The organism is Nitrospirae bacterium YQR-1 (genome assembly GCA_039908095.1).
Classification (GTDB): Bacteria; Nitrospirota; Thermodesulfovibrionia; order Thermodesulfovibrionales; family Magnetobacteriaceae; genus Magnetomonas.
Genome location: JAMOBJ010000014.1, coordinates 57,423 through 74,309 on the forward strand (window position 1 = coordinate 57,423; position 16,887 = coordinate 74,309).

The 16,887-nt window shown below is 40.9% G+C and carries 15 protein-coding genes; 8 read left to right on the top strand and 7 right to left on the bottom strand.

Going from position 1 to position 16,887, the window contains the following annotated elements; all coding sequences use genetic code 11:
- Window positions 1-15: 15 nt before the first annotated feature.
- Window positions 16-3,366 (bottom strand): DEAD/DEAH box helicase, encoded by a 3,351-nt coding sequence (locus tag H7844_08605; GenBank protein MEO5357344.1) that lies wholly within the window; start codon window positions 3,364-3,366, stop codon window positions 16-18.
- A 146-nt stretch (window positions 3,367-3,512) separates the two neighbouring features.
- On the opposite strand from H7844_08605, the gene H7844_08610 reads away from it, so the two are divergent.
- The 6 genes from H7844_08610 to alaS all read left to right on the top strand — a co-directional run bounded on the left by H7844_08610 (window position 3,513) and on the right by alaS (window position 8,909).
- Complete coding sequence (locus H7844_08610) at window positions 3,513-3,842, top strand: STAS domain-containing protein (protein MEO5357345.1); 330 nt, start codon at window positions 3,513-3,515, stop codon at window positions 3,840-3,842.
- 8 nt (window positions 3,843-3,850) lie between these two features.
- The gene (locus H7844_08615; GenBank protein MEO5357346.1) at window positions 3,851-4,267 is read left to right on the top strand and encodes an ATP-binding protein; all 417 of its coding nucleotides are present in this window, start codon (window positions 3,851-3,853) and stop codon (window positions 4,265-4,267) included.
- 126 nt (window positions 4,268-4,393) lie between these two features.
- The gene (gene recA / locus H7844_08620) at window positions 4,394-5,452 is read left to right on the top strand and encodes a recombinase RecA (GenBank protein ID MEO5357347.1); all 1,059 of its coding nucleotides are present in this window, start codon (window positions 4,394-4,396) and stop codon (window positions 5,450-5,452) included.
- The gene (locus H7844_08625) at window positions 5,445-5,930 is read left to right on the top strand and encodes a recombination regulator RecX (protein MEO5357348.1); all 486 of its coding nucleotides are present in this window, start codon (window positions 5,445-5,447) and stop codon (window positions 5,928-5,930) included. The genes recA and H7844_08625 overlap by 8 nt, the downstream gene beginning before the upstream one ends.
- A complete protein-coding gene (locus H7844_08630; GenBank protein MEO5357349.1) occupies window positions 5,927-6,271 on the top strand; it encodes an outer membrane protein assembly factor BamE in 345 nt (114 codons plus the stop codon). Before H7844_08625 ends, H7844_08630 begins: the two co-directional genes overlap by 4 nt.
- The gene (gene alaS / locus H7844_08635) at window positions 6,261-8,909 is read left to right on the top strand and encodes an alanine--tRNA ligase (protein ID MEO5357350.1); all 2,649 of its coding nucleotides are present in this window, start codon (window positions 6,261-6,263) and stop codon (window positions 8,907-8,909) included. The genes H7844_08630 and alaS overlap by 11 nt, the downstream gene beginning before the upstream one ends.
- A 27-nt stretch (window positions 8,910-8,936) precedes the next feature.
- Here alaS and H7844_08640 read toward each other — a convergent pair whose 3' ends face one another.
- From H7844_08640 to H7844_08650, 3 genes are read right to left on the bottom strand one after another with little or no spacing between them, the layout of a single operon-like run.
- Window positions 8,937-9,434: a 3-isopropylmalate dehydratase small subunit gene (locus H7844_08640; GenBank protein ID MEO5357351.1), complete on the bottom strand. Its 498-nt coding sequence runs from the start codon at window positions 9,432-9,434 to the stop codon at window positions 8,937-8,939.
- Between the two features lie 16 nt (window positions 9,435-9,450).
- Entirely contained in the window at window positions 9,451-9,852 is a 402-nt protein-coding gene (locus H7844_08645) for a hypothetical protein (protein MEO5357352.1), read from the bottom strand.
- 16 nt (window positions 9,853-9,868) lie between these two features.
- The gene (locus tag H7844_08650) at window positions 9,869-11,461 is read right to left on the bottom strand and encodes a B12-binding domain-containing radical SAM protein (GenBank protein ID MEO5357353.1); all 1,593 of its coding nucleotides are present in this window, start codon (window positions 11,459-11,461) and stop codon (window positions 9,869-9,871) included.
- Between the two features lie 131 nt (window positions 11,462-11,592).
- On the opposite strand from H7844_08650, the gene H7844_08655 reads away from it, so the two are divergent.
- On the top strand, window positions 11,593-13,038 hold the full coding sequence (locus H7844_08655) for a TolC family protein (protein MEO5357354.1): 1,446 nt from the start codon (window positions 11,593-11,595) through the stop codon (window positions 13,036-13,038).
- 146 nt (window positions 13,039-13,184) lie between these two features.
- A complete protein-coding gene (locus H7844_08660) occupies window positions 13,185-14,228 on the top strand; it encodes a cyclic nucleotide-binding domain-containing protein (protein ID MEO5357355.1) in 1,044 nt (347 codons plus the stop codon).
- A gap of 73 nt (window positions 14,229-14,301) precedes the next feature.
- Here H7844_08660 and H7844_08665 read toward each other — a convergent pair whose 3' ends face one another.
- The 3 genes from H7844_08665 to H7844_08675 all read right to left on the bottom strand — a co-directional run.
- A complete protein-coding gene (locus H7844_08665) occupies window positions 14,302-15,228 on the bottom strand; it encodes a hypothetical protein (protein ID MEO5357356.1) in 927 nt (308 codons plus the stop codon).
- Window positions 15,215-16,003, bottom strand: a complete 789-nt coding sequence (locus H7844_08670) for a hypothetical protein (GenBank protein ID MEO5357357.1) — start codon at window positions 16,001-16,003, stop codon at window positions 15,215-15,217. Before H7844_08670 ends, H7844_08665 begins: the two co-directional genes overlap by 14 nt.
- A gap of 132 nt (window positions 16,004-16,135) precedes the next feature.
- Window positions 16,136-16,887: hypothetical protein (locus H7844_08675; protein MEO5357358.1), on the bottom strand; the 752-nt coding region annotated here is incomplete at its 5' end.

Sequence of the window (16,887 nt, forward strand, 5' to 3'; positions counted from 1 at the left end):
CTGTGCAGCCGGTTATCACGCTGTAACGTTTAAAATATATTCGAAATCTTTTTTAGATAAAACCACCTTGTCCGTCACTGTGGCAGGGTCCATAATGGCGTTATATATTTCCGACTTTTGTTTTTTCAGGTGCATAATCTTTTCTTCCACGGTATGCTGCATAAGAAGCCGGGTGATAATTACCTTATTCTTCTGCCCTATACGGTGTGCCCTGTCTGAGGCCTGATTCTCAACTGCCGGATTCCACCACGGGTCCATGTGAAACACATACGTTGCACGTGTCAGGTTTAACCCCTGCCCTCCGGCCTTCAGACTAAGCAGAAATATTGATGGAGCCTCAGAGCTCTGGAAATCCTCTACGATCTTTTTTCGTTTTACCACGGAAGTATCGCCGTCCAGTCTGAAGATTTTACAATCAATCTCTCTAAGCCTTGCCTCAATTAAATCCAAAAAAGCGGTAAATTGTGAAAAAACCAGACAACTGTGTCCCTCTTCCATCAGCTCTATGGTTTTATTCGCCAAAAACTCTATCTTTGGAGATTTTTCTTTCTGCTCAGGCAGCAGCAATCTCGACGACAGGCAGACCTGGCGTAATCTCAAAAGTGCTGTCAGGGCGATTATCTTAGCCTGTGCCTCAGGTCTATTTTCATATGCCTCTCTGATGGTTTTCTTCACGTTTTCCACGGTCTTATTGTAAAGGGCCTTCTGGCTTTCCGTCAAAGTCAGATACACGTCACTTTCAATTTTTGGCGGCAGCTCCTTCAGTATCTTATCCTTTGTCCTTCTAAGCACAAACGGGCGTGTTGCATATATCAGGGATTCCACAGCGTCGCCTGCAAGCGCATTCTTATACTGCCTGTACTGTCCCAGAAGCCCGGGCAACAGCAAGTCCATTATCGAATAGTACTCCCCAAGGTGATTTTCCAGTGGAGTGCCGGTAAGCCCCAGTTTAAAATGCCCGTTGAGTTTACGCACCGCATTTGTCGTATCGGCATAGATGTTTTTAATCATCTGAGCCTCGTCAAACACTATTAAATTAAACCGGATGGGGCTAATTTTTTCAATGTCTTTCCTAATCAGTGCATAGGATGTTAAAACAATATCATAACCGTCAAAGTTTGTATTCCTGTCCCTGCCTCTGTATAAATATATCCTGAGTGACGGATAAAAGCGCTCCAGCTCACTTTCCCAGTTAAATAAAAGGGTAGGAGGTACCACTATGAGATTTACCTGTGATGAGCTGCCGGTGGTTGTAATCCCCTCTTTAATGGCGGCAAGCAGTGTTATTGCCTGAACCGTCTTGCCTAATCCCATATCGTCAGCCAGACATGCGCCAAATCTGTGTTCATAAAGAAATGACAGCCAACTGTACCCATCCTTCTGGTACTGCCGCAGCTTTGTCTTTAGTTTGACAGGTACTGCTTTGGGTGTAATTGCTTCAAAATTCAACAACCGCTCTACAATCTCCTCTTCTTCTATGGGCAGTGTCACCTTTATATTGGATTTTCTTAATGACAGCAGATCAAATATCTGCAAGCGCGGGATTGTTACAATCTCTTTTTTGCCTTCCCCTTTTATGAGTTTTGAAAGTTTTGTAAGATTGCTTAATGTTGTTTCATCAAGAATGTGTAATGTCCCCTGATGTTTAACCACCCCGTTGAGGGCTTCTTTTAGCATCTGCTTACTTATCAGATTGCCGTGGTATCTGATTTCCTGTTTTATCTCAAACCAGTCTATTGTCTTTTTTGTTACGTTAACTTCAAAATCCCAACTGGTAAGTACTACCTCCTGACCGTTTAGTAAAAAGTCCACGCCGTTTTCCTTCAGCTCATTTAAAAGAGCAGGCAGTTTGGCTGTAAATTCCTCCTTTTCCACCCACATATTACCAAGTCGCGCAATTCCTTCAAATATTTTTATACCATATAGTCCATAAGCCACGCTGAAAAGGGGCATCTGTTTTTTTATGTCTATGGGCACTAACACCCATTGATTGTTGCTGAATATCAACTGACGGCTTTCAAAATCCACATCTATAAAGCTTTTTAAGAGATTGCGGGCTTCACGGACATATTTTATTTTTCCAAAGGTTTCCTCATTTATCATTGTCTTTATGAGGTCGTTTTTTCCTTTTTTAGAGTTTTCACTGAATAATCCTATAAAGGTCCGGTAGATGATGTTGCGCCTTTTCTGAGAGGTAAGTCCTGCAGGCATGTAAATGTAGAAAAAATCAAATGGATGTATTAACGGACTGAAACTTGTGCCCTCTGAGACACCCTCAGCGGTTAAAGAATATCCGGCTCTGTCCTCTGTTGCTAAAATCCTGTATGTGGGTTGCCCTGCGATTTTTAACTCTGTAGCATTTTCGTGTATGCTAAAGCACAGCACTTCTTTCAGAAAATCATCCTTACTGTTTGCCAGAAATCTAAAGTGACTGGATTGAAAAGACTTTAGCGGTATTTGTAAAATATTGTCGTCATCAGTACCCTTTTGGTAAGAGTTTTTCTCCGTGGAGCCAAAGCTGCGTTGTAATTGATGCCAATAGTCAAGTCCTCTTGTATCTTTGATGGGAGCAATCTTATTGTTGGTGGTATTGACAACAAAGTCGCCCGTTACAATGAGGTTTTTTTCCTGCGTTTTATCATGGATGCAAAGGAGTTTAAAAAAAACCTTGTTGAAGGCATAGTTAAATTCAACACATGTTTTATAAGTTGTATCATAGTCAAAAGTGAGTTCTGTTACCTTTTCTTTGTGTCTGAAATTGATGGTGCCTCTGTAGTGTAAATTTTTGCAAAGTGTATAAATTCTATCCATGCTTTTGTTACTTATCTCATGAAACATCTTAAAATCAGGAGGTGCATTCCCAGGTAATCTGGATGTAACGTCAAATATTTTGTCATTTACCGTAAGGTAACATATCGGGTAGTGTCTGTCATATTCAAACTCTATAGCGTATATGCTTTTTTTTGAGGTTTTTGACGGTTTATTTGAGTGCTGTTCAAAGAGCAGGCCTAAGAGATAGTCTCTTTTTCTTTCATCATACCTTTTCTGGGGTTTAAACAGATTTTGGTTTAAGAGGTTTTTTATTGTAATAACCGCGCAGATTATGTGTTTGCACTTGTAATTTCCGGTACTGTAAGCGCAGCCGCAGTCGTAGGAAAGTGTCCCGCCGTTTTCATAGATTTGGACTGTTGTGTAAGGAAATCCCGGTATATCGAGTGAGAGTATTGTTTTGTCATCATTCCAATAGATATTTTCCACTCGTCCGGCCTCATAGAGTCTGAAAGCTTGTGAAAACATTTCTTTAGACGACAGAAAATAGATCGATGAGGTTTCCAGTTTACCCAGAAGATTCAGTATTTTATCCATAGACATGTTTACCTGAGAGAGTAATATGCCTCAAACAGACAATCCACAGATAAAATAAATTAATAAGTGTAATAACATTTGTTGTAATCACCCCTACGACATGTTATAATAACAAATTAGACAATTATAAAAAAACAGGGGGTGGCATGGAAGTAAAAACTGATAAAATCAACGGTGTGGATGTAATTTATTTAAGCGGCCGGATGGATGCGTCGAATGCTCCTGAGTTTGATGAAAAAATGAAGGATGTTATGGAACAGGCTAAGGGTAAAATAGTTGTATCTCTGAAGGAACTTGAGTACGTAAGCAGTGCCGGCTTGAGAAGTTTCCTTGCAATTGCCAAGGAGATAAAAAAGAAAGAGGGTAAACTTGCCTTTGCAGAGCCTACTGAGCAGGTGTTTAAGGTGTTAAAGATGTCAGGCCTGAACACTGTTTTAAAGATTTGCAGCTCCATGGAAGAGGCGATGCAAGAGTAGCGGCCCTGGTGGAAGTATTATCATTAATAAAGTTACCGGCTAAGATAGAGAGTCTCCATGAGCTATTAGATAAGATAACCGCAGCGGCAAGGGGCTTTGGCATAGGTGATGAAAGAGTGGGTGATATAGAGCTGGCCTGTGAAGAGGCGCTTGTTAATATCATAAAGTACGCTTATGTGGAGCATGAGGGTGAACTTGAGGTAATCTGTGCGGTTAACGGAAAGAGCAAGTATGTAATTGAAATACAGGATACCGGCATACCATTTAATGTTTTGGAGACTGAGGACCCTGATCTGGAGGTCTCCCTGATGGATAGAAAAATCGGCGGACTAGGTATCTTTTTTGTAAAGCAACTTATGGATGAGGTTAATTATCTGAGAGACGGCGATAAAAACATCCTCACCCTCACTGTTTATAAAACCTGAGAGCACTTTCAATTCTGTTTTGAGTGATTGTCCTGTTTAGTTTATAATACAGGAGGTTTTTTAACCGTATTCTAAGTTTTAAAAGAATTCAGGCGTTAAACCACAATTTCGAGGGAGAACATTACCATGGCAAAAGAAACTGATAATCAAAAAGGTCTTAAAGATAAAGAACGGGCCATAGAGGCTGCCATATCACAGTTAGAAAAGTCTTATGGTAAGGGTACTGTGATGAAATTAGGTGAATCAGCCGTTACCGAGGGCATTAAAGTAATTCCCACCGGCTCTCTTACTCTTGATATAGCAACCGGTGTGGGCGGGCTTCCCAGAGGGCGTGTGGTTGAAATTTTCGGCCCTGAGTCCTCCGGCAAGACAACTCTTGCACTAAGTGCAATAGCGCAGGCTCAGAAGACCGGCGGAGTTGCCGCATTTGTTGACGCCGAACATGCACTAGATGTCGGCTATGCGTCAAGACTTGGCGTTAAGATATCTGAATTATTGATTTCTCAGCCCGATAGTGGTGAGCAGGCCCTTGAGGTGGCTGAAACCCTTGTAAGAAGCAACGCCCTGGATATTTTAGTTATAGACTCAGTGGCAGCCCTTGTTCCAAAGGCTGAGATAGAGGGCGATATGGGGGATCAGCTGCCGGGACTACAGGCACGGCTTATGAGCCAGGCGCTTAGAAAACTCACATCAGCTATTGCCAGATCATCAACTACGGTTGTCTTTATAAACCAGATAAGGCTGAAAATCGGTGTTATGTTTGGCAGCCCTGAGACCACAACCGGTGGTAATGCTCTCAAGTTTTACGCCTCGATGAGGCTTGACATCAGAAAAATAGATAATTTAAAGGTTAATCAGGAAGTAATCGGCGGACGCGTCAGGGTGAAGGTCGTTAAAAATAAGGTCGCCCCCCCGTTTAAACAAGCCGAGTTTGACATATACTACAACGAGGGAATATCTAAGGCCGGTGAGCTTGTTGACCTCGGTGTGGAGCTGGGAGTAATTGAGCGAACCGGTACATGGTACAGTTACGGTACAACTAAAATAGGGCAGGGCAGGGACAACGCCAGACGGTTCCTCTCTGAAAACGAAACCATTTTTAACGAGGTAGAAGCTAAAATACTGGCGGCAGGGAAAATTACACGAGTTACCTCAGCCGTCTCCACCCCGGATTCTGATGAGTGACAGTCCTAAGGAATATGCTTTCAGACTTTTAAATTTCAGAGACAGAAGTGAAAAACAACTCAGAAATAAACTTCTGGAAAAAGGATACACGGAGGCGGAAACACAACAAACCATAGAGTACCTTAAAGAGGCCGGACTGATTGATGACTCCAGACTTGCCCTAAACTTGTTAATGTACCTTGACGGCACTAAGATGGCAGGAACTAAGAAAGCTGCTGATACACTAAGAAGACGCGGTATTGAGGATAACATTATACAGGAGACGTTAAGCACACTAATAAATGGTTCATCAGATGTTCTGTTGTATGGTTATTGCCGGGAAGGTGAAATTGAAAAGGCAAAAATTTTTGTAAAAAAGAAAGAAGACTATTTAAAAAATAACCCGCTTAGAGTTAAACTTAACAAGCTTTACGGAATGCTCCTGAGAAGGGGGTTTGATGCTGAGATTATCGCAGAGGTATTAAAGGAGGTAACATGAAAAAGATATTTTTGATAACGATTTTTTTTGCATTTTTATTATCGTGTACTCAGAGTGTAAGATATACAGAGAAGGAGATAGCGGATTTTCCTCCTGAAATAAAGGAGTTAATAAGAAATGGGAAAGTTGGTTTTGGAATGACCCCCGAGCAGGTTAGATACGCAATGGGGTCGCCTTCAGATATAAGGGTGCTTGAGGTATCGCTTGAAAAAAACGGCGGAGATAAAGTACAATGGACATACAAGAGGTATGGTGTGTATACGACAAGGCTGATATTCAAAAAAGATAAGCTGATAGAGATAATAAGTAATGACCCGGATGTAAAAAAACATGACAGGTAAGGAAATAAGAGAGAGTTTTTTAGAGTTTTTCCGCAAGAAAAACCATGAGGTGGCAGGACCCTCATCATTGATACCGAGGAATGATCCGACACTGCTTTTTACTAATGCCGGCATGGTACAGTTTAAAAGTGTTTTTCTTGGTTTGGAGACACTACCATACAGCAGGGCTGCAACGTGCCAGAAATGCCTCAGAGCCGGTGGCAAACAGAGCGATATAGAAAATGTAGGCTTTACCGCCCGCCATCATACGTTTTTTGAAATGCTGGGTAATTTCTCTTTTGGCGATTATTTTAAGAGGGAAGCCATAGAGTTTGCGTGGGAGCTTCTGACACAGTGGTATAAGCTTCCGGTTGACAAGCTGTGGGTATCGGTGTATGAGGACGATGATGAGGCGGAAAAGCTCTGGACAGACTTTACGGGAATAAGTAAGGAGCGGATAGTGCGTCTTGGGGCAAAAGACAATTTCTGGCAAATGGGAGACAGTGGCCCGTGCGGCCCGTGTTCGGAAATTATTATTGACCTTGGACCTCAAAGAAGCTGTGGTAAACCTGACTGTGCCCTTGGGTGTGATTGCGACAGATACCTTGAGCTTTGGAATCTGGTCTTTATGCAGTATGATAAAGGACATGACGGTACGCTTACACCGCTTCCTAAGCCTAGCATAGATACCGGCATGGGGCTTGAGCGCATAAGCGCAGTGTTACAGGGCAAAGAAACCAATTTTGACACAGACATCTTTACACCGATTATAGAGGCCATATCCACACAAACCGGCGTTTCATACGGAGGCGGCAAAAACACGGATACATCGATAAAGGTAATAGCGGACCATATGCGTTCTGTCACCTTTTTGCTCTCTGAAGGGCTGCTGCCTTCAAACGAGGGACGCGGGTATGTGCTCAGAAGGATAATCAGGCGTGCATCAAGACATGCCCACCTCCTTGGTGTGGGAACCCCATTTTTACACAAACTTGTAACTTCCGTTGATGAAGCTATGGGTTATGTTTACCCTGAGATAACAAGAGAAAAAGACCGCTCTCAAGATATTTTAAAATTTGAAGAGGAGCGGTTTATTAAAACTCTTGAAAAGGGTACGGAGATTTTAGATGAGATGATTGCGGCTCTGAAGGCTTCCGGAGAGGATACAATAGCCGGGGAGGAGATATTTAAACTCTACGACACTTTTGGTTTTCCACCGGATCTGACTGCGGATATAGCCCGTGAAAACGGCCTTAAAACAGATGACGTTGGATTTAATGAGGAGATGGAAAAGCAAAAAAGACGGGGCCGGATTTCATGGTCTGAAGACACAGGAGGACTATCGGCACTGGTTTCATCCATATACAACGACACAGTTAGGATAGACGGCGGGAATTCTTTTTTGGGTTATGACATGCTTGAAACACAATCCTCAGTTACCCATATAATAAAAGACGGCGAGGTAGTAAGTGAGTTAAGTAAAGGACAGGATGGGGAGTTGATACTTGATAAAACCCCTTTTTATGGTGAGTCCGGCGGACAGGTTGGAGATACCGGTGTAATATTTAACGATAAAGTGAAAATAGAGGTAAATGATACTAAAAAGACCCCGGATAATCTGATAATCCATAAGGTTATGGTTAAGCAGGGAACTGTTAGAGTATCGGATAATATGGCATGTAAAGTAGATATAAAACATCGTTACTCCATTATGAGAAACCACACGGCAACCCATTTGCTTCATGCCGCCCTGAAAAACATTCTCGGTGACCACATCAAGCAGGCTGGTTCTCAGGTCTCTCCGTTGAGGCTTAGGTTTGACTTTACGCACTTCTACCCGGTTACGGCAGAGGAAAGGCATAGAATTGAGGAGTTGGTAAATGGCCGGATTCTTGATAATCAAAAGGTGCTAACCCAGATAATGGGCCTAAATGACGCCATTTCTTATGGAGCCACTGCACTGTTTGACGAAAAGTATGGGGACACTGTGCGTGTGGTTGAGGTGGAGAGTTTTAGTAAAGAACTCTGTGGTGGAACTCATTGCCGTGCAACCGGCGAAATAGGCCCGTTTGTTATAGTATCGGAGGGAAGTATTGCATCCGGTGTAAGAAGGATAGAGGCAATAACGGGAACATATGCGTTGGAGTACTTTACAGCAAAAGCGGCTCAGTTGAGGGCTATTTCGGAACATCTCAGGAGTGACACACCGCTGGAGAGGATTACTGCCATGACGTCTCAAATAAGGTTCCTTGAAAAGGAGCTGGAGAGTTTAAAGTTAAATGCCCTTAAGCTGGATATTTCAAGCGTGCTGGATAACATAAAAGAAATAAACGGGATTAAGACGCTTGTGGTGAAAAAGGATGGTCTTGATCAGAAAGCATTGAGGGAGTTTGCCGACACACTGAAAGAGCGGCTGGATGCAGCGGTTGTGGTGTTGGCATCTGAGCATGACGGGCAGGCGTCGTTACTTTCCATGGTGACAAAGGACCTTGTGGGTAAATATCATGCCGGCAAGATACTAAAAGCTATAGCGCAGAGGGCAAACGGCAGCGGCGGCGGCAGGGCTGACATGGCCCAGGGCGGCACAAAAGACGTGGATAAGCTGGAATCTGCACTGAACGCACTTCCTGAGATTATTACCCTGGCTGACAGCCGATAAATGGCGGCTATGCTATTATGGAACGTATTATATTAATCTCAGCTTTTCCCGTGTCCACTGGATAAGGCCGCCTGAGTTAATCAATTCCTGCATGAAAGGTGGTATTGGCTTAGCCTGAAACTCTGCATTAGTTGTATGGTTTTTAATTAAACCGGTATCAGCGTTTATTTCAACCACATCTCCCTCTTTAATGCCGTCAACCGCTTCAGTTGATTCAAATATCGGCAGCCCGATGTTAAAAGCGTTTCGGTAAAATATCCGTGCGTAGCTCTTTGCCAGCACTGCGGAAAGTCCTGCGGCTTTTATAGCTATTGGAGCGTGCTCACGGGATGAACCGCAACCGAAGTTCTCGCCGGCTACGATTAAATCGCCGCTGTTTAATTTCTTATAAAAATCCTTATCGGCGTCTTCCATCACATGCTGTGCGAGTTCGGCAGGGTCGGAGGTGTTTAAATATCTTGCCGGAATAATAGCGTCAGTATCAATGTCCCTTCCAAACTTCCATGATTTACCTTTAATTAACATTGTCCCTCCACTGTTTTTACATGCCATAGAGATGCCTCGCCTCTTCTATGACATCCACCGTGACTTTGGTTAATCCTTTTTCCCTTGCGTGTTGTTCCACTGCCGACTTAGCCATTCCTCTTACAAACACCGGCACCTTATCAAGCCGCTTTAATGCATCAGGTTCCCACTGTAAAACCCCTGTGGCGGCACTTATAAATTCTGCTGGATTATCTGGTGCTTTAGGAGTACCGTCATAGATGCCAAGCTCTTTTATTAGCTTCTGTTCCATAGGGTTTGCTACCATCGCAAAGGATGCTCCACAGTGCGCACAGGAAAATGTTAGATTTGTGCCGCCGGCCTCACCAGCCGGTACAGAGCTGTCCTGTACCCTGTTGACAGCCATTTCTATATTACATTTTAAACAGTTAAACTTCATAATTCAACTCTCCTTCTTACGACGTTTTAGATGCTGTTCTTATAAAGTATCTGTATATCCGGTTAAAATCGCCTTTGAAAAGTGAACGAATTCCCTTTGAGACCACTATTAGCCGCTCTCCCATTCTGTTTAAGTAACTATAGAGCCCGTTAAGTGACTTTTTATCAAACAGCCCTACAAGAAACTTAGAGGCAAGTATTTTTACAATGAACCTTGGGAAATAGGAAAAACCGGCAAGGTATGTCAGGAAATTTACATAGGAGCCGTGAGGGGTGTGAAGGTGTTTTGAATAAACCTCCCGCCACTCATCCTCTTCTGTTTTGATAATGCCGTCTCTCTTAGCCTTTTCGTAAAGGTCAGTGCCTGGAAAACACACCAGAGAGGCTCGCTTTAGCCAAAATGGCCTGGGAAGCTCAAGGATCAGGTTTAGGGTTTCAACAACATCTGAAGTGCTCTCCCACGGGTTATCCAAAATTATATGGTAACACGGCGGGTATATTCTGCCCTGATACTTATGAAACACATCGGCGGCCTTTAAAATAGTACTGCCTGTAATGCTTCTTTTGTATAATGCCATACCCAGCTCGCTCATAGACTGAATTCCCATTTCAACAAAGGCAAGGCCTGCGTCAATCAGGGCTTCCATCTTCCCCTCCGTAACCGTGCCGGGACTGGCCTGTATATGAAACGGTAATCCGATGTGCTTTTTGTAAGCCTCAGCAAACTCTATTATTTCCGGTTCGGGACGAACCATAAAGGTATCATCAAATAAAAAAATGCTTTCCACAAAGTCAAATTCCCGTTTTACCCACAAAAGCTCTTCTATTATGTTGTTTACCCCTCGTTTTCTTAAATACCTCTGTCCCTTGTACATATCGGAGAGGGTTTTCTCGGCGCAGAACGAGCAGTGGTGGGGGCAGCCGCGCGTAGTCATGATTTTAAAACTCAGGGTTCTTTTGTATGAATCGTAAAACGTTCCTTCAAGGTGGGGCTCAAGCGGAAACATGCGTTTCAGGAGGTTCTTTGACATCGGCTCGACAGAGCTTTTTATGTTATCGTAAATGAAGTGTCCATCCATGCCGAAATCACAAAACGGGATGGAGTCAAGGTCCTGTACAAGGGCACGCATAGGGTTTCTGCGGGTTACTCCATTTTTCATAAGGCACAGATTCTGTATGTCTGAGTAATCACTGCCTGTCTCTATAGCATTTACCAGCTCAAGCAGTGTTTCTTCACCCTCGCCGACACACACAATGTCGGCAAACCTGAGGCAGTCCTCAGGCATGACGGTAGGATGTATGCCGCCCACAATGATGGGTACCTTCAGTGCCGCCCGCAACGTTTCACACAGTTGTGTTGCCCTGTCAAGGTAGTTACTCATAAATGATATTCCCACAAGGTCCGAGCCCCTACAAAGCTCCACCACCTGGTCCATCAATCTCTGTTCATAGTTATACTTAAAACCGGTTTTATATTTAAATTTCTCAACTCCACCCGGAAGGAAGATATTTCTGACCTCTTTCCCGTGTTTTTTCAGATACGCAGAGAGGGTTCTCACTCCAAAGGCTGCTACATCAGGCGGGGTTGGTGCTATTAATGTTGTTGTCATCCGACTTTTGCTCCTTTTTACTGCTTTTGTGCAGCGATTAATAATTGCTCAAAGAAAAACACGCCTGTAGTTTATCATAAATTCAACCGTTTTGAAACTCAAAAAAATAAAAAATGATATAATAGGCATTGATGGTCAAAACGATTAAATTATTTTGTATTTTCTCCATAGTAATATTAACCCTGCATTGTGCTCCATTGTACGGGCAGGACAATAAAACCGGACTAACCGTTGAGGAAGTAACCACTATAGTTTTAAATAGAAACCTGAGTTTAAAAACAGAAAGTTATAAACCCCGTGCAGCCGAATCTGAAATATTAATATACGAGGGTGAATTTGACCCGACATTATCACTTGAAGTAAAAGACTCTTACACAAAGGAGCCCTCAAGCACCTCAGGAGATAGTTCTAAATCCAGAACAGCCTCTTACAATTCTTACTTCTCAGGCACACTTCTTACTGGTACTCAGTACGAGTTATCATTTGAAAACAGCCGGTACTGGGCAAACTCATCAAGCTCGACATTTAATCCATACTATTATTCGGATGCTAAGGTCTCTGTCACGCAGCCGATTTTAAAGGGCTTTGGCATACCGGTACAGAGTACAAACATCAACGTGTATAAAAACGCATTTGAAATGAAGAAGCTGACGTATGACTCCGCTGTTGTTGAAAAGGTTTCGGAGGCGGTTAAGAAGTACTGGGATTTGGCTTCAGCGTTTAGTAATGTGGAGGCTGCAAAAATCGGCCTGAAACTTGCTGCTAACACATGGGAAATAGTCAAGGCAAAAGTAGAGGTCGGCCTGAGTGCTCAGGTTGAAATTTACACCGCAGAGGCGGAGATAGCTAAACGTGAGGGGAATCTTCTTGATGCAGAAAAAACGCTTACAGATGCACAGAGTGCTCTTAGAACTCTGTTAAACATAACTGAAAGAAGTGGTATCCTTACTCCGGTTTCAGCCCCTGCTAAACCGGTTGTGCCGCCACCACTGGAATCTCTTGTTGAAACTGCTCTTATGACAAGACAAGACTACCGTTATGCAAAGCTTGAGAGTCAAAACAGGGAGCTTCTAAAAAGCTACTATAAAAACCAGATGCTGCCGGAGGTTGATCTAACAGGCTCATACGGCTACATTGGTCTAAATGGCAACCATGGTAGTGCACTTGATAAGATGGCCACAGGAAATGATTTTGCATGGCAAATAGGGTTTACTGTCTCAATCCCTCTTGGAAATCGTAAGTACAAGGGGTATTATATGAAAGCATCATATGAGAAGGAGCAGTATGAGGCTCAGGTGCTGCAGATTGCGCAAAGTGTCGAGGCATCTCTGCTGGATGCGTTAAACGCCCTGGTTTTTGCCGAAAAGAAAATCAAAACAACTGAAAAGACGGCTCTTGCTGCACAAAAGCAACTGGAAGCCGAGGAGGGCAGATTTAAGGTAGGTCTTGCCACCTTAAATGATGTGCTAAAATTTCAAAGTGATTATGTTACCGCTATATATGAGCAGAAAAAAGCTAAAAATGAATACTCTAAAGCCCTCGTAGAGATTAAACGCCTCCAGGGTGTTGTTCCATAAGTGGGAAAGGGGGAATTATTATGGCAGCGGGGAGCCTGATTTTGATTTTAAAAAAACATTTACAAAAAACTAAGAGTGCTGTTAACGTATCTGAATAGCTGTATTGTGAGCTTTTTGAAATCAGATATAAGGGGGCCTAAGGCAAAATGGTTATAAAAGAATTTATAAAGGCGTTGAAGGATAGCCACCTGATGTTTCATACAATCAGTGAAACATCTCTTGCTGAGTCATTGCAGGTCTATAGGGCTTTTGAAATGAGGGAAGGCGAGTCGGTTAATATTGGCGGGTATGCCGGTGATCTGTTATTTGTAGTTTACGGAATGCTTGAGGTAACGGATATAAGCGGCGGCAAAAAAGAGCTGATTTCTGATGATGCTTCAAACAAACCACTGGTGTTTCCTCAGTATCCGCAGCAGTTGGCAATAAGGGCGATAGAGGACTCCTGCATATGTCATCTCGATGTTGATGCCTTTTCGTATCTTTTAGGAATAGAGGAAACTGTAAGTGAAATAAAGGCCGGAGGCAGGTATGATTCCAACTTATTGAAGTTGATGACCTCAAGCACAGCCTTTAAGCAGCTTCCGATAGAGTACATAGAGGATGCAATCAATAGTATTACAGAGGTTGCGGTAAAAAAGGGAGACGAGATTATAACAGACGGCGGGGATATAAAGGCGTTTTATGTGATATCATGTGGTAGGGCTGAGGTGTTGAGGTTAAACCCTGAAAGTGGTGAGATGGAGAGAACTGAGGAGTTGGGGGCTGGGGATGAGATAGGGGAGGAGGGGATTATTATGGCGGCAAAGAGTCCCTGTACGGTCAGGATGTTGGAGGACGGTACTTTGTATGCGTTGGATGTGGAGAGGTTTATGGAAATGCTTAAGAAACCGCTTTTGGCGGAGGTGCCGCATGAGGTAGCCCGGGCGATGTATAGCAGCGGGTATAAGTTTGTAGATGTGAGGTTTGTGGAAGAGTATGAGGAGTCTCACATATTGGGCAGTGTCAACTTACCGTTGTTTGATTTGATGAATAGAAAGTCTGAGTTTGAAGAGGGCAAAGAATATGTGGTTTACTGCAGAAGCGGCAGAAGAAGCGCAGTAGCCGCCTTTAAGTTAAAACAAATAAAAATAAAAGCTGTAAGCCTTAAGGGTGGCATTAAGGATTGGCCTTACAGTGATCTGTTGGAATAAAGGGGAAATTGCTAAGTATGAAAAGAGGTTACCTTATAATTTTATATTTCAGCGGCAGGTTTGGCAAAAGGGGCTACAGAGGGTCAGTCATAGGTTTATCGCCCCAGACTAACTGAAAAACTGCGCCGGTTAGAATTGATATAAATGAATATAAAGATAAAATAGAAAATATATATCTGATTTTATGTTTCTTGAAAAAGTCAAAATGACTAAGTGGGCGTCCGAAACTAATAGAATAATAATTTTTAATTGATATATTATTAGACGGCTTATAAAATGTGGTTGAATATAATTGGGCTAGTGTTTTGTTATCCCTATCATCATTTAACTCTTCTTTGGATTTATTGAGAATGACATCTATAGAGCTTATATTGTCTGAAGTAGTGTTATCAAAAATTTTTGCTAAAATACCTGAATTTTCTATCATCGGCTTACCAAAAAATTGAATTATATAAAACCCTTGCAAAAAAGAAATCAATAAAGCAAATATTATTATAACGAGTGTTCTGCCGATAGTCATCACGATTGTTGCTCTGTGTACTCTGTTTTTTATTTTAGTATAAATAAATACACTAACAATGCAAATGACAACAGTATCAATTATAACTATTGTGCTGGCTTCAAGGATGAGAGTCATTTTCCACAATCCTTCAGTATTCAAAAGAACAGTCCACCCTATGAGAATTCCTAAAGACATCCGAGGAAGAAATAACTTAAATAAGTTTAATTTCAATTTCCATAGATAATACAAAATAATAATAGCTATCAGTATTGGTAATACTAATGGAAAAGTTCCGGAAAAACAAGCATCACCAAATAAATAGTACATAAGAAATTCTCCTGGAAAAATTAAAAATAACGAAACCGGTAAAAAATAAATGACAAATTTTTTAGGTATTATTTCAAGTGCTCTTAAAAGTGAATATTCACTTAAATAAAAGTTAGCTAAGCGATTCCTTAACAAATAATCATCTACGCTAATATGTTTAATCCTTCTCATTACAATTTCCTATTAACGCATCAAAAGCTATTTTTGTAATTTCATCTTCATTTGAATGAAATATTTCATCTTCTGAATCAAACAGTTCTCTATACTGTGGGTTTATGCAGATATTAAGCCATGCTTTTTCAGCATCTAAGAATACTTTTGGTAGCTTATCTGAACTTTTAATATGTGTATCTTTTAATTTATACAAGTTATCCAGATATCTGCATTTTTTTGTAATAGCGTCAAAGAGTTTATTTTCATGTAGAATCGGTTTTAAACTAATATAATTTTCGTCTGAAAAAGTGCTTGTCAAATCACTTTCATATATAAAATCTAAAATTAATTTTCTAAGATTTATTTTACATGAAAGTATTTCGTTATTAATAATTTTCCAAATATCAAATTTGTTGTCAACATGATGATTAACAAATTTTATCCTATAATCAGCAATACTAATATCAGATTTTCTATAGATATTTTTTTTATATCGAAATATATGTAGCTTAACAAATCTATCAATTATTGAATTTTTTTCTGTGTTAAATTCATACCAACTTGAGAAATAACTCATAGGAATTAAATCTATATTTATATTGAAGTAATGTCTTTGGGGTGGGGACCATGCAAGCATATTCCAATAATCTTTTATCTTTTTAGCAAACTTTTCGTGATTATTTTCACCCCACATGACAGGAAAAGTAAACACGCGCTCTGTATAACCCTTTGCTTCTCTATAAAAGATTTCTATCTCATTTTTCCCAAAATATAAAGTCAGTGGATAAAACAATTCGCCGTTGTGACTCTTAGTAAAATACCCTCTGTAATAATAATGGAAGCTGCGCTGATGTTCAACCTCTAATGGAATTTTCTTAAAAAAATAGCTATAACACTTCATATAACGTGTTTTAAATTTATTTTATTAATAAATTTCACTTCTTCTTTTTAACACTTCTGTTATATGATTACATGAAAAACTTCTATCATCATCAACTGATCTTAATCTTACATTTATAAACTCAATTTGCTGTTGTATAACCAGCCAATCTGCTTCAGGAAGTAAAAGAAACTTATTGATAGTATCAGCTAGTAGTTCAATAACTTCTGCATATACTTTCTGTTCATTTGTATCAAACATAGTTGATAAAAAAAAATCTAAATCTAAAAGACATTGTCTTATATAGGTTAACAACTTCTCAAGACATTCATTTTTTTTACAGCTGTCAATATAATTACTATGCTTGTTGTTACATAAAGGATTAGTAAGAATCTTATCTAAAATATCAGATTGGTACTTTTTATATTTTTTAATACGTGCATTAATAAATGTAAGCAATTTATAGAGAAATATTACCTGCCTTGTACCATTTACAGGATTATCGCCTGAGTTAACTACGGCAAAATCATAATGTTCAGCAAGTAAACCGCTTTGAGAGTAGTTTATGACGGAATCGTATGCTGCTGTAGTAATGAAATACCAAACGGGAGCATAATCACCCTTTTCTAATTTATGTTTACTTATATCTTCAATAAAATTATAAGCAAGATACGTATTTTTAGTTAATAAAGTTTTTAAGTATCTGACAAGACGTAAAAGGGTCATGCCGATTATTCCATTCATTGGAGTTCTGAGCTCATGGCTGATACCGGCTATAAAATCACTTTTTGCAACAT